Source organism: Bacillus sp. FSL R5-0654, assembly GCF_038008745.1.
GTDB classification, from domain to species: Bacteria; Bacillota; Bacilli; order Bacillales; family Bacillaceae; genus Bacillus; species Bacillus safensis.
The window spans coordinates 3,115,013-3,133,728 of sequence record NZ_JBBOZV010000001.1 but is presented as its reverse complement, the minus strand read 5'-3'; the positions used below and the strand labels follow the sequence as shown (position 1 = coordinate 3,133,728).

General features: G+C 42.6%; 21 protein-coding genes. 17 read left to right on the top strand and 4 right to left on the bottom strand.

Features of this window, described 5'->3' with window-relative positions:
* The first annotated feature begins 66 nt into the window (after positions 1-66).
* The 12 genes from NSS76_RS16095 to NSS76_RS16040 all read left to right on the top strand — a co-directional run bounded on the left by NSS76_RS16095 (position 67) and on the right by NSS76_RS16040 (position 12,232).
* Positions 67-1,440, top strand: coding sequence for an amino acid permease (locus NSS76_RS16095; RefSeq protein ID WP_341082711.1), 1,374 nt, complete (start codon positions 67-69; stop codon positions 1,438-1,440).
* 309 nt (positions 1,441-1,749) lie between these two features.
* On the top strand, positions 1,750-2,787 hold the full coding sequence (locus NSS76_RS16090; protein ID WP_024423502.1) for a sugar-binding transcriptional regulator: 1,038 nt from the start codon (positions 1,750-1,752) through the stop codon (positions 2,785-2,787).
* Positions 2,788-2,818: 31 nt separating this feature from the next.
* Entirely contained in the window at positions 2,819-3,826 is a 1,008-nt protein-coding gene (gene gap, locus NSS76_RS16085; protein WP_024423501.1) for a type I glyceraldehyde-3-phosphate dehydrogenase, read from the top strand.
* A 213-nt stretch (positions 3,827-4,039) separates the two neighbouring features.
* Positions 4,040-5,224 carry a phosphoglycerate kinase gene (locus NSS76_RS16080; protein WP_024423500.1) on the top strand — a complete coding sequence of 395 codons (1,185 nt, stop codon included), beginning with the start codon at positions 4,040-4,042 and terminating at the stop codon, positions 5,222-5,224.
* 30 nt (positions 5,225-5,254) lie between these two features.
* The gene (gene tpiA / locus NSS76_RS16075) at positions 5,255-6,016 is read left to right on the top strand and encodes a triose-phosphate isomerase (protein WP_017359213.1); all 762 of its coding nucleotides are present in this window, start codon (positions 5,255-5,257) and stop codon (positions 6,014-6,016) included.
* On the top strand, positions 6,009-7,544 hold the full coding sequence (gene gpmI, locus NSS76_RS16070; protein WP_024423499.1) for a 2,3-bisphosphoglycerate-independent phosphoglycerate mutase: 1,536 nt from the start codon (positions 6,009-6,011) through the stop codon (positions 7,542-7,544). Before tpiA ends, gpmI begins: the two co-directional genes overlap by 8 nt.
* 30 nt (positions 7,545-7,574) lie before the next feature.
* Positions 7,575-8,867 carry a phosphopyruvate hydratase gene (gene eno / locus NSS76_RS16065; protein ID WP_003212752.1) on the top strand — a complete coding sequence of 431 codons (1,293 nt, stop codon included), beginning with the start codon at positions 7,575-7,577 and terminating at the stop codon, positions 8,865-8,867.
* A 257-nt stretch (positions 8,868-9,124) separates the two neighbouring features.
* Positions 9,125-9,394: a hypothetical protein gene (locus NSS76_RS16060; protein ID WP_024423498.1), complete on the top strand. Its 270-nt coding sequence runs from the start codon at positions 9,125-9,127 to the stop codon at positions 9,392-9,394.
* A 58-nt stretch (positions 9,395-9,452) separates the two neighbouring features.
* Positions 9,453-10,220, top strand: coding sequence for an ATP-binding cassette domain-containing protein (locus NSS76_RS16055; RefSeq protein WP_122631929.1), 768 nt, complete (start codon positions 9,453-9,455; stop codon positions 10,218-10,220).
* The gene (locus tag NSS76_RS16050) at positions 10,192-11,589 is read left to right on the top strand and encodes a hypothetical protein (protein ID WP_341082445.1); all 1,398 of its coding nucleotides are present in this window, start codon (positions 10,192-10,194) and stop codon (positions 11,587-11,589) included. Before NSS76_RS16055 ends, NSS76_RS16050 begins: the two co-directional genes overlap by 29 nt.
* On the top strand, positions 11,586-11,954 hold the full coding sequence (locus NSS76_RS16045) for a metalloprotease family protein (RefSeq protein WP_044333909.1): 369 nt from the start codon (positions 11,586-11,588) through the stop codon (positions 11,952-11,954). The genes NSS76_RS16050 and NSS76_RS16045 overlap by 4 nt, the downstream gene beginning before the upstream one ends.
* Positions 11,951-12,232 (top strand): hypothetical protein, encoded by a 282-nt coding sequence (locus NSS76_RS16040; protein ID WP_151039888.1) that lies wholly within the window; start codon positions 11,951-11,953, stop codon positions 12,230-12,232. The genes NSS76_RS16045 and NSS76_RS16040 overlap by 4 nt, the downstream gene beginning before the upstream one ends.
* 25 nt (positions 12,233-12,257) lie before the next feature.
* On the opposite strand, the gene NSS76_RS16035 is transcribed toward NSS76_RS16040, so the two are convergent.
* A complete protein-coding gene (locus tag NSS76_RS16035) occupies positions 12,258-12,722 on the bottom strand; it encodes a GNAT family N-acetyltransferase (protein ID WP_133744559.1) in 465 nt (154 codons plus the stop codon).
* Positions 12,723-12,737: 15 nt separating this feature from the next.
* The gene (locus NSS76_RS16030) at positions 12,738-13,202 is read right to left on the bottom strand and encodes a hypothetical protein (RefSeq protein WP_341082444.1); all 465 of its coding nucleotides are present in this window, start codon (positions 13,200-13,202) and stop codon (positions 12,738-12,740) included.
* 118 nt (positions 13,203-13,320) lie between these two features.
* Here NSS76_RS16030 and NSS76_RS16025 point away from each other — a divergent pair, with 118 nt between their 5' ends.
* Positions 13,321-13,953, top strand: coding sequence for a MarC family protein (locus NSS76_RS16025; protein ID WP_041107823.1), 633 nt, complete (start codon positions 13,321-13,323; stop codon positions 13,951-13,953).
* Positions 13,954-14,008: 55 nt separating this feature from the next.
* Here NSS76_RS16025 and NSS76_RS16020 read toward each other — a convergent pair whose 3' ends face one another.
* Positions 14,009-14,545 (bottom strand): GbsR/MarR family transcriptional regulator, encoded by a 537-nt coding sequence (locus NSS76_RS16020; protein WP_024423490.1) that lies wholly within the window; start codon positions 14,543-14,545, stop codon positions 14,009-14,011.
* Between the two features lie 268 nt (positions 14,546-14,813).
* Here NSS76_RS16020 and NSS76_RS16015 point away from each other — a divergent pair, with 268 nt between their 5' ends.
* The 4 genes from NSS76_RS16015 to NSS76_RS16000 are packed head-to-tail and all read left to right on the top strand — an operon-like array spanning position 14,814 to position 18,271.
* Entirely contained in the window at positions 14,814-15,962 is a 1,149-nt protein-coding gene (locus tag NSS76_RS16015) for a betaine/proline/choline family ABC transporter ATP-binding protein (protein ID WP_041115647.1), read from the top strand.
* A 13-nt stretch (positions 15,963-15,975) separates the two neighbouring features.
* Positions 15,976-16,629 (top strand): ABC transporter permease, encoded by a 654-nt coding sequence (locus tag NSS76_RS16010; RefSeq protein ID WP_025094045.1) that lies wholly within the window; start codon positions 15,976-15,978, stop codon positions 16,627-16,629.
* A 13-nt stretch (positions 16,630-16,642) separates the two neighbouring features.
* The gene (locus NSS76_RS16005; RefSeq protein ID WP_041107821.1) at positions 16,643-17,560 is read left to right on the top strand and encodes an osmoprotectant ABC transporter substrate-binding protein; all 918 of its coding nucleotides are present in this window, start codon (positions 16,643-16,645) and stop codon (positions 17,558-17,560) included.
* Between the two features lie 21 nt (positions 17,561-17,581).
* The gene (locus NSS76_RS16000; protein WP_024423486.1) at positions 17,582-18,271 is read left to right on the top strand and encodes an ABC transporter permease; all 690 of its coding nucleotides are present in this window, start codon (positions 17,582-17,584) and stop codon (positions 18,269-18,271) included.
* A gap of 67 nt (positions 18,272-18,338) precedes the next feature.
* Here the strand turns inward: NSS76_RS16000 and NSS76_RS15995 are convergent, their stop codons facing one another.
* A complete protein-coding gene (locus NSS76_RS15995; RefSeq protein WP_073207472.1) occupies positions 18,339-18,659 on the bottom strand; it encodes a winged helix-turn-helix transcriptional regulator in 321 nt (106 codons plus the stop codon).
* Between the last annotated feature and the right edge of the window lie 57 nt (positions 18,660-18,716).

Here is an 18,716-nt window from a genome sequence, read left to right as displayed (position 1 = left end):
GAATAGAAGAGTGAAAGTGGGGAAACGGATTTGAACCAAGAACAGCATAATGAACTAGAACGTTCCATGAAAAGCAGGCATCTCTTTATGATTGCCTTAGGCGGCGTCATTGGTACTGGTCTTTTCCTTGGGTCAGGACTCATTATCCATCAGGCTGGACCCGGGGGAGCCATTCTATCCTTTATCATTGGCGGATTGTTAATGTATTTGGTGATGCTCTGTCTTGGAGAATTAGCGGTGGCGATGCCTACAGCGGGTTCCTTTCAGGAGTATGCAACCAAATATATAGGTCCGTCCACAGGCTTTATGATCGGCTGGCTTTATTGGTTTAGCTGGGCATGTACAATAGGACTGGAGTTTACGTCAGCAGGAATTTTGCTCCAAAGGTGGTTCCCAGATATCCCTGTTTGGCTTTGGTGTCTTGCATTTAGCGTGATTTTATTTGCCGTGAATGCCATCTCAGCTCGCAGCTTTGCTGAAACCGAGTTTTGGTTTTCAGCCATTAAGGTCGCTGCCATCCTATTATTTATTATCATTGGAATTGGCGCAATTTTCGGAATGATTCATCTGAAAGATGGAGAACCAGCCCCTCTATTTCGTCATTTGACGGATCATGGCGGACTATTTCCTAACGGCGTTTTTGCTATTTTATTAACCATGGTCACGGTCAATTTCTCCTTCCAAGGAACAGAACTTGTAGGGATTGCAGCAGGAGAGAGTGAAAGCCCTGAAAAAACATTGCCTCGTTCTATACGAAATATTATTTGGAGAACGATGGTCTTTTTCGTTTTATCCATTGCGGTTCTGGCCGCGCTTCTTCCGTGGCAGACAGCAGGCACTGTCGACAGCCCGTTTGTCGTCGTGCTGGACAAGGTCGGTATACCATATGCGGCAGATATCATGAATTTTATCATCATCACAGCCGTCTTATCTGTAGCAAACTCTGGATTATATGCATCATCACGTATGCTTTGGTCGCTTTCGAAAGACGGGAAAGGACCTGAATTTACGAAAAAGCTGTCCAAGCGTAAAATTCCGATCAATGCACTATTGGTGACAATGGGTGTATCTGCCCTATCTCTGCTGACAAGTGTTGTGGCACCAAAAACGGTGTATGTGTGGCTCATTTCTATTTCTGGTATGGTTCTTGTTGTGGTGTGGATGTCTATTTGCTTGTCTCAGTATTTCTTTAGAAAACAATTCATAAAGGCGGGCGGAGATGTAAAGGATCTCGTCTTCCGAACACCGCTCTATCCATTTGTTCCATTAGCAGGCTTTATCGCATTTGTCATCGTCCTCATCAGCTTATTTTTAATCGAGGATCAGCGGATCGGCCTTTATTGCGGAATCCCGTTCATGGCTGCCTGCTACATTATTTATTATCTCAAAATCAAACCGAAGGAAGAGGCAAAACAGTTTGGAACCATCACAAAAACATAAGCAGGTCCTGAAAAAAATGTGCATGCTCATATCACCAGCATGCACATTTTCCATCGTGAATACATTCTATATAAAAGAAAATAAATATTTTGAAAAGAAATATCATCGCAAGAACCTTGATGACAAGCAGGCTATCGGTGAAAATGTGTCTATTTTTTGTCTAAATGTGTTTGTAAGAGTTGAAAATGCAAGATTATCCTGTTAAAATAATTAAAGAAAGCAGGGATTGATTTTTTTTGGCTGTGGCGGGACGTTTTTTGTCACAGTGGGACGTTTTTAGTCCAACGTGAAAAGGAAGGGTCGTTAGCCATGAATCGTTTATTGGAAGCTCAAAAAAAATTATTGCCAGATCTTCTCATTGTTATGCAAAAACGCTACGACATTTTGCAGTACATCAGATTAGCTGAACCGATTGGCCGCAGAAGTCTTGCGACAAGTCTTGGTCTCAGTGAGCGCATCTTACGTGCTGAAGTTCAGTTTTTAAAAGAACAAAATCTGCTGGATGTGAAAACGAGCGGTATGATGCTGACGAGTGAGGGTCACGCTTTGCTTGAAATGCTTGAAGGAATGATGAAGGACGTTTTAGGTTTAACCTTTTTGGAAAATACATTAAAGAGAAAGTTAGGCCTGGAAGAAGTCATGATCGTTTCTGGAGACAGTGACGAATCCCCGTGGGTGAAGCAAGAAATGGGAAGAGCTGCTGTCCAATGCATGAAAAAAAGGTTTACTGGAAATAATATCGTCGCCGTCACTGGCGGAACGACGATGGAAGCCGTTGCCGAAATGATGACCCCTGATGCCAAAAACCGCGATACGATGTTTGTCCCTGCGAGAGGCGGTCTTGGGGAGAATGTAAAAAATCAGGCAAACACCATTTGTGCCCACATGGCTGAAAAAGCTTCCGGTACTTACAAACTGCTGTTTGTTCCAGGGCAGCTGTCAGAAGGTGCTTACTCTTCCATTATTGAAGAGCCGTCCGTCAAAGAAGTGCTTCAAACGATTAAATCGTCCACGATGCTTATTCATGGTATTGGTGAAGCAAAGACAATGGCGATGAGACGAAATACACCAGCTGAAGATTTAAAAAAGATTGATGAGCATGACGCAGTGACAGAGGCCTTTGGCTATTACTTTAATCGTGATGGTGAGGTCGTACACAAAGTGCACTCCGTCGGCATGCAGCTAGATGATCTAGAAAGCATTCCACACATCATTGCTGTTGCAGGTGGATCATCAAAGGCGGGGGCGATTGAAGCTTATTTCAAAAAACCGCGCCGAACGGTTCTCGTCACAGACGAAGGAGCCGCAAAAGAGTTATTAAGGGAGTCAATTGATCCCTCAATATAAAACATTGTGACCTATAAAAGGAGGAAACATCATGGCAGTAAAAGTCGGTATTAACGGATTTGGACGTATTGGACGTAACGTATTTCGTGCAGCATTAAATAATCCTGAAGTTGAGGTAGTAGCGGTTAACGATCTAACAGATGCTAACATGCTTGCACACCTTTTACAATATGACTCTGTTCACGGAAAACTAGATGCAGAGGTTTCTGTAGACGGTACAAACTTAGTAGTGAACGGTAAAACAATCGAAGTATCAGCTGAGCGTGACCCTGCGAAATTAAGCTGGGGTAAACAAGGCGTAGAAATCGTTGTTGAATCTACTGGATTCTTCACAAAACGTGCAGACGCTGCGAAACACTTAGAAGCTGGCGCTAAAAAAGTCATCATCTCTGCTCCTGCTAACGAAGAAGATATCACAATCGTTATGGGTGTAAACGAAGACAAATACGATGCAGCTAGCCACGATGTCATCTCTAATGCATCTTGTACGACAAACTGCTTAGCTCCATTTGCAAAAGTACTTAACGATAAATTTGGTATCAAACGCGGTATGATGACAACTGTTCACTCATACACAAATGACCAGCAAATTCTTGATCTTCCGCACAAAGACTACCGTCGTGCTCGTGCAGCTGCGGAAAACATCATCCCAACTTCTACAGGTGCTGCGAAAGCTGTTTCACTTGTATTGCCTGAACTTAAAGGTAAATTAAACGGTGGCGCTATGCGTGTTCCAACACCTAACGTTTCTTTAGTTGACCTTGTTGCTGAATTAAACCAAGATGTAACAGCTGAAGACGTAAATGCAGCACTTAAAGAAGCAGCTGAAGGAGAACTTAAAGGAATCCTTGGCTACAGCGAAGAGCCATTAGTATCTGGTGACTACAATGGTAATCCAAACTCTTCAACAATCGATGCTCTTTCTACAATGGTAATGGAAGGCAGCATGGTGAAAGTAATCTCTTGGTACGATAACGAGAGCGGATATTCTCACCGCGTTGTTGACCTTGCAGCTTACATTGCAAAACAAGGTCTTTAATTTCTCACACTGAAGGAACTCACTTGGTTCTTTCCTAGAGACACGATATAATGAAGACGGACAAGGGAAGGGGAAGCATCCCTTTCCCTTTTTCTCTGTTTTTATCCGTTCTGCACGATTTCTCGTTTTGATGAGGGCAAAATGGGAAAAGGATAAAGAGAGTCTTGTCCAATGCGTAAGGAAACCAGAATAAAGGAGGATCTCCTGACGAGCATGAATAAGAAATCAGTAAAAGACATTGACGTAAAAGGTAAAGTTGTGTTCTGCCGCGTAGATTTTAACGTTCCGATGAAGGACGGAGAAGTGACGGATGATACTCGTATCCGCGCAGCATTACCAACAATTGAGTATTTAACAGGACAAGGCGCAAAGGTACTGCTAGCTAGTCATTTGGGTCGTCCGAAGGGTCAAGTTACTGAAGAACTGCGTCTGACACCTGTGGCAAAACGTCTGCAAGAGCTTCTTGGAAAAGAAGTGAAAAAGGCAGATGAAGCTTACGGCGACAACGTGAAAAAGCAAATCTCTGACTTAAAAGATGGAGATGTGCTAGTGCTTGAAAACGTTCGTTTCTATCCTGGTGAAGAAAAGAACGATCCTGAATTATCAAAAGCATTTGCTGATTTAGCCGATGTGTATGTCAATGATGCGTTCGGTGCTGCACACCGTGCACATGCATCGACAGCTGGTATTGCAGCTTATCTTCCGGCTGTTTCAGGCTTCCTCATGCAAAAAGAGCTTGAGGTTCTAGGGAAAGCCATTTCAAATCCTGATCGCCCATTTACAGCGATTATCGGCGGCGCAAAGGTAAAGGATAAAATCGGTGTAATTGAAAGTCTTCTTGATAAAGTGGACAACCTCATCATCGGCGGCGGACTTGCTTACACATTTGTGAAAGCACTTGGCCACGAGGTAGGGAAATCTCTATTAGAAGAAGACAAAGTCGATTTAGCGAAATCCTTTATGGACCGTGCAAAAGAAAAAGGCGTGAACTTCCTGATTCCAACAGATGTTCTGGTAGCCGACGACTTTTCAAATGATGCGAATACAAGCATTGTGCCAATCTCTGAAATTCCAAGTGATCTAGAAGCACTTGATATTGGAACAGAGACAAGAGAAAAGTATGCTGACGTTATTAAAAACAGCAAACTTGTTGTCTGGAACGGACCAATGGGTGTATTTGAAATCGATGCATTCGCTAAAGGAACAAAAGCTATCGCAGAAGCACTGGCAGAAGCAAAAGATACATATTCTGTCATTGGTGGTGGAGATTCAGCAGCAGCTGTTGAGAAATTTGGTCTTGCCGATCAGATGAGCCATATTTCTACAGGCGGCGGCGCTTCACTTGAATTTATGGAAGGCAAAGAACTTCCTGGTGTTACTGCATTAAACGATAAATAAGACCAAAACTGCTATAAGGAAGTGTCAATCATGAGAAAACCAATTATAGCTGGGAACTGGAAAATGAACAAAACACTTGGCGAAGCAGTCAGCTTCGTTGAAGAAGTCAAGTCATCTATTCCATCTCCTGACAAAGTGGAATCCATTGTCTGTGCGCCAGCTCTTTTCCTTGAAAAGCTAAACAGCCTATCAAATGGAACAGACCTTAAAATTGGTGCACAAAACATGCACTTTGAAGAAAATGGTGCATTCACTGGTGAAATCAGCCCTGCTGCTCTAAAAGATTTAGGCATCGGCTATTCAGTGATTGGGCATTCAGAGCGCCGTGAATTCTTTGCTGAAACAGATGAAACAGTGAACAAAAAAGCACATGCTGCATTCAAGCATGGCATCGTTCCAATCATTTGTGTAGGTGAAACGCTTGAAGAGCGTGAAGCTGGCAAAACAAATGAACTTGTCGCTGATCAAGTGAAGAAAGCACTAGCTGGTTTAACGAAGCAGCAAGTTGCTGAATCTGTGATTGCATATGAGCCAATCTGGGCGATCGGTACAGGAAAATCTTCTACAGCGAAAGATGCAAACGACGTTTGCGCACACATCCGCCAAACCGTTGCAAGCGAATTTGGTCAAGAAGCGGCAGACAGCCTTCGCATTCAATATGGCGGAAGCGTGAAGCCGGCAAATATTAAAGAATATATGGCAGAATCCGATATTGACGGTGCTTTGGTAGGCGGCGCAAGCTTAGAACCTCAGTCTTTCGTTCAATTATTGGAGGAAGGTCAATATGAGTAAGAAACCAGCTGCATTAATCATCTTAGACGGGTTCGGTTTAAGAGGCGAAACAGTCGGTAACGCTGTCGCACAAGCAAAAAAGCCGAACTTTGACCGCTACTGGAACGAATTTCCGCATCAAACCTTAACGGCTTCAGGTGAGGCAGTAGGTCTACCGGAAGGTCAAATGGGGAACTCTGAAGTTGGGCATTTGAACATCGGTGCAGGACGCATTGTGTATCAAAGCTTAACAAGGGTGAATGTTGCCATTCGTGAAGGGGAATTTGAGAAAAACGAAACGTTCCTAGATGCAATGACGTATGCAAAAGAGAATGACAAGGCGCTTCATTTATTTGGGCTCTTGTCAGACGGCGGTGTGCACAGTCACATCCAGCATCTTTTTGCCCTGCTGAAGCTGGCGAAAAAAGAAGGCTTAACAAAGGTATACATTCATGGCTTCTTGGACGGACGTGATGTTGGTCAGAAGACAGCCAAAGTGTACTTGAAACAGCTGGAAGAACAAATCAAAGAAATCGGTGTCGGTGAAGTGGCAACACTTTCTGGACGCTATTACTCAATGGACCGTGACAAACGCTGGGATCGTGTGGAGAAAGCGTACCGCGCGATGGCGTATGGTGAAGGCCCAAGTTATCAAAACATCTATGATGTCGTTGATGACTCCTATGAAAATGGAATCTATGATGAATTCGTTATTCCATCTGTCATTACGAGAGAAAATGGTGAGCCGGTTGCCAAAGTAAACGACGGCGACTCTGTGATTTTCTATAACTTCCGTCCAGACCGTGCCATCCAAATCTCGAACACTTTCACAAATGCAGATTTCCGCTCGTTTGACCGCGGAGAAGCTCATCCGAAGAATTTACACTTCGTCTGCTTCACACACTTCAGTGAAACGGTTGATGGCTATGTTGCCTTCAAACCAGTGAATTTGGATAACACAGTAGGAGAAGTGCTTTCTCAAAACGGATTGAAACAGCTGCGGATTGCTGAAACAGAGAAATATCCTCATGTCACGTTCTTTATGAGCGGTGGACGTGAAGAAGAATTTCCTGGTGAAGACCGCATCTTAATCAATTCACCAGATGTTGCAACCTATGACCTCAAGCCGGAAATGAGCGCTTACGAGGTAAAGGATGCACTTGTTGCAGACATCAATGCTGACAAGCATGATGCGATCATTCTGAACTTTGCTAACCCGGATATGGTTGGTCATTCAGGTATGCTTGAGCCAACAATCAAAGCCATTGAAGCAGTAGATGAGTGCTTAGGAGCTGTAGTCGACGCAATCCTGGCAAAAGGCGGACATGCCATCATCACGGCAGACCACGGTAACGCAGACGTGCTCATTACCGAAGAAGGAAAGCCGCATACTGCACATACAACGAATCCTGTACCAGTCATCGTGACGAAAAAAGGTGCGACACTTAGAGAAGGCGGCATTTTAGCTGATCTATCTCCAACGCTTTTAGACTTACTTGGTCTTGAAAAACCAAAAGAGATGACAGGAACATCATTAATTCAGAAATAAAAAAATTGATTCAAAAGGAGAGAAATAACGATGCCATACATTGTTGACGTATATGCACGCGAAGTATTAGACTCTCGCGGTAACCCAACAGTTGAAGTAGAAGTTTACACAGAATCTGGCGGCTTTGGCCGTGCCCTTGTTCCAAGTGGTGCTTCTACTGGTGAATATGAAGCAGTAGAACTACGTGACGGAGACAAAGACCGTTACCTTGGAAAAGGTGTTCTGACAGCTGTAAACAACGTAAACGAAATCATTGCACCAGAGCTTTTAGGCTTTGATGTAACAGAACAAGTAGCGATTGACAAAATGTTAATCGAACTTGACGGAACAGAAAACAAAGGGAAATTAGGCGCAAACGCAATCCTTGGCGTATCTATCGCTGTAGCACGTGCGGCTGCTGATTTCTTACAAATTCCACTTTATCAATACCTTGGTGGATTCAACTCCAAAACGCTTCCAGTACCAATGATGAACATCGTCAACGGCGGAGAGCATGCGGATAATAACGTAGACATTCAAGAATTCATGATTATGCCTGTAGGTGCTCCAAACTTCCGTGAAGCACTTCGCATGGGCGCTCAAATCTTCCATAGCCTGAAATCTGTATTAAGCGCAAAAGGCTTAAACACAGCTGTAGGTGATGAAGGTGGATTCGCTCCAAACCTTGGTTCTAACGAAGAAGCACTTCAAACAATCGTTGAAGCGATCGAAAAAGCTGGCTTCAAACCAGGTGAAGAAGTGAAACTTGCAATGGATGCTGCATCTTCTGAGTTCTACAACAAAGAAGACGGTAAATATCATTTATCAGGCGAAGGTGTTGTGAAAACATCTGCTGAAATGGTTGACTGGTATGAAGATATGGTATCGAAATACCCGATCATCTCTATCGAAGACGGCCTTGATGAAAACGACTGGGAAGGTCACAAACTATTAACTGAGCGCCTTGGCAGCAAGGTTCAGCTAGTAGGAGATGACTTGTTCGTTACAAATACGAAGAAGCTATCTGAAGGAATCAAAAACGGCGTTGGTAACTCAATCCTGATCAAAGTAAACCAAATCGGTACATTAACTGAAACATTTGATGCAATCGAAATGGCAAAACGCGCAGGATACACAGCTGTTATCTCTCACCGTTCTGGTGAAACTGAAGACAGCACGATTGCAGACATCGCTGTTGCAACAAACGCTGGACAAATCAAAACAGGTGCTCCGTCTCGTACGGACCGTGTGGCGAAATACAACCAATTACTTCGCATCGAAGATCAATTGGCTGAAACAGCACAATATCACGGCATTGCAACATTCTATAACTTGAATAAATAATGTCAGCTATGCGCTGCGTTCCGCTCTTTCATGAGAGCGGGGCGCAGCGTTTTTTTGTGTTAAGCGAAATCTGCTGGCTGATTCATTTGACTTATCCTATTTCTGTAAAAAATCCTCCTTCAGTTAGAGAAGAAAGCAAAATCCCCTCCATTTATAAGCACTAAATCATGAAAAATCGACTAAAAATATGATCTGAAATGAACTTATGCTTTCTGTAAGGGGGTGGTATCATTTTACATATATTAGGGGGTGATGAGATGCTGAATCCTTTTAGCCTTCGTTTTCCAGTAGGTGTATATATGTATGTTCTTCACCTATTGGCGGCATATGATGAAAGGAAGCAACGAATTCTAACTTCTAAGAATGTACAGAAAAACGCATTTTGGATTTATGTCCTTGCCGCTATATTGGGCATTATTTCACTTGGAGCATTGATTTGGGCATGCAAGACCTTTGGACGAGGCTCCAAATTTTTAGGAGAGTTCAAATTATTAGGCATGTACGTTAAAATCCAGTGCGGTTTTTAACAGGGATGAGAACAGATGCAAGGGCATCTGTTCTATCTGAAACAAACGGAGGGATATGATGCTGACATTACGATTAAAAGAAAAAACATATAGCCGCACCTTCTCTCTCCGCAATATTCAAATGAATGTCGAGAAAGGGCAGATGCTGCTGCTTTTGGGGCATAATGGTGCGGGAAAGACGACGATAATCCAATCCATGTTTGGGCTGACGCCATTTAAAGGATGCGTCACTTTACATGGTAAACAGCTGAACCTTCAATCCTCAGAACATATCTCCTTGTTGAAAAAACATGTGTCCTATATTCCTGACGAGCATTCGTTGTTCGATTATTTATCACCGAGGGAATACTTTCAATTACTTCAGCTGCCAAATGAGCAAGATGTCACACGGGAAGAGACGTTCATCGATCTGTTTGAGCTGGGTTCTTATATGGATCAGCCTATCGCTCAGCTGTCTCATGGCAATCAAAAGAAAACGCAGATCATTTCACAGCTCCTCAGGCCATGTGATTATTATGTGTTTGATGAGCCAACGAACGGTCTTGATCCAGATATGATGATCATCTTAAATAAGGTGCTCATGAAGCTGAGAGATCAAGGCGCTGGCATTCTCATTTCAACCCATCATTTGAGCTTTGGTGATACGCTTTATGACCATCTCATGATCTTAAGAAATGGGGACGTCAAGCTGGATATGTCCCGCCAAGAAACGACTCAGACATTTCCTCATCAGGCACTTGAAGAGATTTATAAAGAAGTAAATCGAGATTACTATATGCAGGTGGAGAGGTTGCTCAATGATCTGGACACGACACGTTCTTCATAAAATAGAATGGGGAATGCTGACAACGAAAGGAAAGCAGCTCGCAAAAAAGTACCCTATACAGCTTCTCGCAGCCGTGGTTTTTTTCTTGCTCATGTATGCGATATATGTCGTCATCAGCCTTCGCTTTTTCATGCAGGCAGGAGAAAGTGAGCCGGCTGCTTTATACCTCCAATTGATGAAAATGACGCTTTTACTTCTAGGTGCAGGTATTGTGTTATCCCGCAATAAATTAAAGCGCCAGGAATATCAATTCTACTTTTTGAATAGTGCGATACAAAGTGTGCCATTTGTCCTTTGTGTGTATTTCTATCCGATGCTCTTTTGTTTTCTCATGGTAGGGCTGCTTTTTTTACCGATTGTCTTAGGCCTTTTGATCAGCGGTGTTACGCCATCTTTGTATTGGATAACGGCTGTATGCATGACTTGCTGTGTACTGGCGCTGCTTGCACTTGCTTCTTGGATGATGATGCGGATTGCTGTGAGCCATTTCGTATCAAAAACAAAAGAGCATTTGCTGCTGCAAACGCTCGGCTTTGCGGTGCTGAATCTATTGGTGTTTCTCCTTTTGAAAAAAGCAATGGAGATGATCCGAGTATGGCCATCAGTCTATCTCATATTTCTCGTGATCCTTCTAAGCGCTGGCTGGCTCTGGCTGAAGGGGTTAGCGGCTTCTTATGTCCATCAGATGTTTTTGCAGCTGAAAACAGAGGTAAAGTCGTTTTCTTACAAGAAAATCAGAACGCAATCTTCCTTTCTGTCGCACCTGCGGCAGGAATTGGTGTATTTCAGCCGGTCAGCTGTTTTTAAAGAACAGGGCATTTTGTTTCTATTTCTCATTTGTTTGACGGCAGGGCTGCCATTTGTTTTTACGCCGGTAGAAACCGGCTGGCTGTATGCCTTTATTGTGCAGTATGCGTTAAAGGAAATATTGATCATGCTTCCGCTGATGATTGGCAGAGAATATCATATGAATCAAAGGGCCATCTTTATGTTAAATACATCAAAGAGTGCTTACTTATTGTCGAGAATTTTATTTTATTACGCTATTAATTTGTTGATATATTTTTTGTTTATTGGGCTTGCATCTATGGTGATAGGCATTGAAAGTGAAGGTCATGGCCTCGCAAGTTTGTCCATTTTGTTGATCACTGTCATGGCGGCCTGTACAGGGTTTATCGTAAAGATCAGTGAGTTTAATAAACTGTTTGTCATCGTGATGATGATTGCTGTATTCAGCTTCATCGATATGCTTTTGTTGAAGTGGCTTTCATCAGATGTGTATCTTCTCGCCACTGCTTATCTGCTAGGTTCACTTGCATTTTATAGCTGCATATATACGGTCATGTTAAAGAGGCCTGTCTTGCGATGATAGAGCTTGTGTGTAGTTTCCTAGCGGTTGTGGTGATACATGAACTCGGTCATATGCTGATGATCATGTTGTGTAACAAAATCGAAAAAAGGCCGCTCTTTGATTTTGTGATAACGATTGATTGGAAGCATGTGGCGGTCGTCCATGAGAAATTTGTCCGGCCGAGCTTCAATATGATGGTGGCACTTGCAGGCCCGCTCTTTCCGGTGCTTTGTTCGCTTGTGCTTTTTATGATATGGAAGTATCCGGTCAGTCATCAGCTGCTGTTTTTTTCTTTACTGAATACGGTGATGCTGCATCCAGCTTGCCCTGACGGAAAAAATATCACAGCCAGTTTAAAAGAGATGAAGGAGAGAAAGAGATGATCAAAGTATTTCATTCGTTTTCCAGCGGTATAACACTTGCGATGCTGTATGTATTTGCTGTGTTTATGACCCCTGTTTTTTTACTGCTGCTAGAGGTCAATCATGTTGAATCAAGCCCAACATTGTTTGGCATGCCATTTTATATCATGAAAATTGAAGAGTATCAATTCAGCTCAGAGGCGACGCTCTTTGGGTGTGTGGTCTGCTTTTTAGCTGGCGCCGTGCTTTATTTCTTCATTCAATATGTGAAGCATGTGGTAAACAAACGCAGAACATAAAAAAGCAGACGGACGGAACAAAACATCAGTCTGCTTGCAAAGTGAGTGACAGCCGTACCATATCCATACACTGAATGCCATTTTCAAAAATCGGTTCATCATAATGCTTAAGAAAGAAATCGTGGTCAATAGATGTCATGCGGAAGCCGCATTTCTGATAAAGTGCGAGCTGCTGAATGCTCGAGTTGCCTGTGCCAATTTCAACCGTGTGAAAACCTGCGGCTTTCGCTTCAGCAATGGCATGGCGGATCAGCTGCTTCCCAATTCCTTTCCCTTGCCATGATTCCTTCACGGCGACATTGATGATTTCAACTGTCTGCTGAGACAGAGATAAAAGCACATAGACACCAATCACGTCCTGATCATGATACGCGGCATAACAAGAGCCGGATTGCACATAAGTAAGAACCTTTTCCTTTGAAGGATCAGCTAAGAGTAAAAGATCCATAGGGACGGATTGATCACCTGACAATGGCCGAATGTGTATCATATTTTTTCATCCTTTCTATTCTTTAATATATCCTTGTTTCACACCCCAATCATATTGATCCTGTACCCATTGTGAGGGCGGATTGTGAGTGACATTTGGGTCTTTTTTAACAGTTGGTTGCCTTGCAGCCTGTGCGCTCTGTTTATTCGCTTGAGCAGTGGCTTTCGCTGCTGTCAGCTCTTTTTGAAGCTGGTCAATTTTTGACTCAAGTATTTTACGCTGCTTGACTTCTTTTTGATAGGCTTTCTTTTCGTTTTTGAGCTTTTTGGTGATGGTAGACAGTTTCTTTTTTTGATCTTCGTTTTCATGCTTCATATCCGCTTGATCTGATTTTAACTTCGAAAGCTTCTCGTCGTTCGTTTTGCTTTCTTGCTGATGTTTTTCCTCAGCTGCTTTGATGGTCTGCTGCTGCCAAACCATCCAGCCGGCTGCTCCTAAAACCGCAACAGATAGAAGGATGATGGTGATCGTTTTCTTCATGTGTCATTCCCCTTTCTTTAAACCTTTATTATCATCGGTTAAATATATACAGGTTTTAACATCACAAGGGAATATTCACATCAGATTGGCAGACACTATGAAAAAAGGAGGGTGTCTGTTGATTTCCTTTATGATTCATGTTGTGGTCTCATTATTTGCTGTATCAAACCCTATTGGAAACGTGCCTCTTTTCATCACTTTAACAGAGGGATATACAGAGAAAGAACGTTCCCAGACAGCCAAAAAAGCCATTGTGGTCTCTTTCATTATTCTGGTTGCCTTTCTATTGGCAGGGAGGCTCATTTTCAAATTGTTTGGGATCGATATTCATGCACTCCGTATCGCCGGAGGTATTTTTATTTTTGGTATCGCTTACAATTTGCTGAATGCAAAGGAGTCACATGTCCAAAATCCTCATTCTGAGGAAAAGGCAGAAAGCAAAGAAAAGGCGGATGTCTCCGTTACGCCGCTGGCGATTCCGATCATCGCTGGTCCCGGTACAATCGCTACAGTGATGAGTTTAACCCCGGGAAGTCAAGGGATGCTTCACATGTTTGCGATTTTAATCGGCATTGTCATCGTTCTGGCAATGACCTTTTATGCCTTTCATTATTCAAGTTTCATTATGCGGAAAATGGGGAAAACAGAGATGAATGTCGTGACGCGGTTAATGGGATTAATTCTTGCTGTAGTGGCAGTTGAGATGATCGGCGCAGGCTTAAAAGGGATGTTTCCAATGTTTATGCAATAAGTGTATATAAAAAAGCTGTTTTTTTCTACAATGATGTAAAATAAAACAGCTTTTTTTAAGGTTTCGGCACATGCTTAAACACTTCTTCACTTTCAAAGAATTCAATTAAGCGGCTAATCCAATCATAGTAATCAAGACTTTCCTTGATTTCTGAAAGAAGCAGATTGATTTTATTCTCTGTCTCTTCTGGCAGGTCGTCCTGTTCAAGCAGCTCCAGCAATTCCTTGCACGTTTTCTTATGTGCCTTGCGGTTTTTGCTGACAACTCGGGACCAATTGGCTGCAAACAAGGAAATAAACGTTTGGTATTGATCTTGCTCAACGTCATATAGATCTTTACGTATTCCTTTTTCATAAACCTTTTCCGCAATATTCAAATCAAGCATTTCTCGAACGACTTGACTCATTCTCGTTTTGCTCATGCCTGTCGCCTCTGATAGCTCTCCAAGCGTCATTGGTTTACGGTTCATGTGAATGATACCAAGCACTCTACCCACTGTAGAAGAAAGACCAAAGGCATTCATGTTCTCGGCAGCTTTTTCAATATAATGATCCTGTGCTTTTTGAATGGCACCTAACGCTTGCTTGTCCACTCCCCGATTCATCCCTTCACGACTGACAATTTGTAACACAATATATCATATACCTGTTTGTTGATGAAAACAATAAATATTGAGTATTTGCTCGTAATTTGGAGGAAAAAGGAGAGATCTCTATCTAGCAGGCCGTTAACTGAAAATTTTAAATAAATGTTATGCAATACAAACACATCATAAACTTTTTATTTTATAAAGTTTGCACTATAATAAATAAGGTGTAAATTTTCTGAAAATATTGATCCGACTAATGGAGGTGTCTCATTTGCTGAAACTAGAGAATGTATCTAAGACGTATAAAGGCGGAAAAAAAGCTGTCAAAAATATTGATTTAGAAATAGCAAAAGGAGAATTTATTTGTTTTATTGGACCGAGTGGCTGTGGTAAGACAACAACCATGAAGATGATTAACCGACTCATCGAACCTTCCTCAGGAAAAATCTTCATCGAGGGAGAAAACATTATGAAAAAAGATCCAGTTCAATTAAGAAGAGAAATTGGCTACGTGATTCAGCAAATTGGACTGTTCCCCCATATGACCATCGCACAAAACATTTCACTTGTTCCGAAGCTGTTAAAATGGCCGGAAGAAAAACGAAAAGAACGGGCACGTGAACTGCTGAAGCTTGTCGACATGGGACCGGAATATTTAGAGCGCTACCCTCATGAACTCAGCGGAGGACAGCAGCAGCGCATCGGTGTTCTTCGCGCACTAGCAGCGGAACCCCCTCTGATCCTCATGGATGAACCGTTTGGCGCACTTGATCCAATCACACGAGATTCATTGCAGGAAGAATTTAAGAAACTGCAAAAAACGTTAAATAAAACCATCGTATTCGTCACACATGACATGGATGAAGCCATTAAACTAGCTGATCGAATTGTGATTTTAAAAGATGGAGAGATTGTCCAAGTAGGTACGCCTGACGATATTCTGCGGAACCCAGCCAACGAATTCGTAGAAGAATTCATCGGGAAAGAACGTCTGCTTCAATCGAATCCGAATATGGAACGTGTAGAACAAATGATGAACACGTCACCAGTCACCATTACAGTTGAAAAAACATTAACAGATGCCATCTACATCATGAGAGAAAAGCGGGTCGATTCCTTGCTTGTAGTAGATGAACATCATGTGCTAAAAGGCTATATCGATATTGAAACAATCGATGCGAACCGCAGAAAAGCAGCTTTCGTCGGTGATATTTTAAATACAGAGTTCTATACCGTACAAGAAGGGGCACTTCTAAGAGACACTGTCCGGAAAATCTTAATACGCGGCATTAAATATGTACCGGTTGTGGATGCAGAAGGACACTTAAAAGGCATTGTGACACGAGCAAGTCTTGTAGATGTTGTGTACGACTCCATTTGGGGAGACGATACGCCGGCGGCTGTCACTGAAATGAAGTAAGGGAGGTGTACACATGGATCAAATCATCGACTTTCTAGAGAAAAATGGTGGGGAACTCCTCACAAAAATGTGGGAGCATTTATATATTTCCTTAATTGCTGTTGTGCTTGGTATTATCGTTGCCGTTCCTTTAGGTGTGGTACTCACCCGAATGAAGCGAGGCGCAGGTTTTATCATCGGTATCGTGAATATCTTTCAAACACTCCCTAGTTTAGCGATTCTTGCCTTTTTTATTCCTATTTTGGGGGTTGGGAAAATACCTGCAATTGTTGCTCTCTTTTTCTATTCGGTTTTACCTATTTTAAGAAATACGTATGCCGGGGTCCAAGGTGTGAACAAAAACTTGCTTGAATCCGGTAAAGGAATCGGGATGACAACATGGGAACAAATTCGTCTTGTTGAACTCCCGCTTGCTGTACCGGTCATTATGGCAGGTGTCAGAACGTCAACGATTTATTTGATTGGCTGGACAACACTTGCAGCCTTTATCGGTGGAGGCGGTCTAGGTGACTACATTTTGATTGGACTTCAGCTGTATCAGCCGGAATTTATTATTGCGGGTGCGATACCAGTCACAATTTTAGCAGTCATCATCGACCTTTCATTAATGAAGCTGGAGAAAAAAGTAACACCAGAAGGCTTAAAAGGATTGAAGGAAGTTTCATAAGGAGTTGGCTTATGTGAAGAATCGAAAAACAAAATGGATCAGTGCACTGCTTGCAGGATGTTTGCTATTGATAAGCGGCTGTTCACTTCCTGGACTAGCCGGCTCCTCAGGGGGCACGCTACGAATTGGAGCACAAAACTTTACCGAATCAGAAATTATGGCCTATATGGTTGGCGATATGATCGAACATTACACAGATAAAAAGACGACCATTGTGAAAAACCTAGGCTCCAACACTGTGCAGCAGAAAGCAATGGAAAACGGAGATGTCGACATTTCTGCGACAAGATATTCAGGCACGGATTTAACAAGTACGCTTGGAATGGATGCGGAAAAAGACCCAGAGCGTGCGATGGAGATCGTCCAAAAAGAATTTAAAAAACGCTACGATTACAAATGGTTTGATTCTTATGGATTTGATAATACGTATGCCTTTGCTGTGACGCAGAAGATGGCGAAGGAAAACAAGTTAGAAACGGTATCTGATTTAAAAAAGAATGCGAACAATTACCGATTTGGTGTCGATAATATTTGGCTCAAAAAGAAAGGCGACGGCTATGACGGGTTCGTGAAAACATACGGAATCAAATTTGGCAGCACGTATCCGATGCAGATTGGTTTAGTCTATGATGCTCTAAAGAATGAAAAAATGGATATTGTGCTTGCCTATTCAACAGATGGACGAATCAAGGCCTATAACCTTAAAATCTTAAAAGATGATAAACGGTTCTTCCCGCCGTATGATGCATCACCAGTAGTCCCGGAGAAAGTCTTAAAAGAAAATCCAGGGCTTGATAAGGTGATCAACAGGCTGATCGGAAAAATTGATACAGAACAAATGCAAGAGCTGAACTATCAAGTCGACGGGGAGCTTCAAGAACCAGCAACCGTTGCGAAGAATTTCCTGAAAAAACACAATTACTTTGAGTAAGATGGGGAGGTGTCACGGCTGATGGACACACTGCAGCAATTATGGACGTATTATCAGCAGAACGGGTCATATGTGTTAGAAGAATTTTATCGCCATTTTCTCATGTCGGCGTATGGGGTGTTATTTGCGGCGATTGTCGGGATTCCAGTAGGCATCTTTGTCGCGCATTACCGCAAACTGAGCAATTGGATCTTCGCCGTTACCAACGTCATTCAAACGATACCGGCATTAGCGATGCTTTCCGTATTGATGCTTGTATTAGGACTTGGCGCAAATACAGTCATCCTATCACTCTTTCTGTATTCGCTTCTGCCGATCATCAGAAACACGTATACGGGCATTGTGAGCATTGAACATGCTTATTTAGAATCAGGTAAAGCGATGGGCATGACGAAATGGCAAGTGCTGAGAATGGTTGAATTACCGCTTGCTTTATCAGTCATTATGGCTGGTTTAAGAACCGCACTGGTCATTGCCATCGGTATTACAGCGATTGGAACATTTGTGGGCGCGGGAGGACTTGGTGATATCATCATCAGAGGATCAAACGCCACAAACGGAACAGCTATCATTTTAGCAGGTGCGATTCCAACTGCACTCATGGCTATTATGGCTGACCTTGTCATGGGCTGGCTCGAACGCTATTTAAGCCCGACAAACAAGAAAAAGGAAAGAAAAGCGTTAGCTGAAAAAAACATCACATCTGCTTAAGCAAACCTCCCTTACATCTGTAAGGGAGGTTGTTTTATGATGATCAGGCGGTTCGCATGCTGGTATTTTATGATTCAAGCGTGATCCAGTCAGAGGACCACTTCGCAATTTCCTCAAAAACGGGTGCAAGTGAACGCCCCATATCTGTTAAAGAATACTCAATGCGCACGGGTGTTTCAGCAAAAACCTCCCGTTTTACAATACCTGCTGCCTCCAGCTCTTTTAATCTCTCAGATAAAACTCTTCCGCTTAAATTTGTCAGAGCCGCCTCAATTTCACTAAAGCGCTGCTGACCTGAGAGAAGCTGAAAAACAATCAGTGCCACCCAGCGTTTACTCAATAACTCAACTGCTTTTTCAAACCGCGGGCACATGTCAGATTGATTCATCTTTCTTCACTCCAATCTGAACCCATTATACCGTAAATCTGTCATAAATCGGCGCAA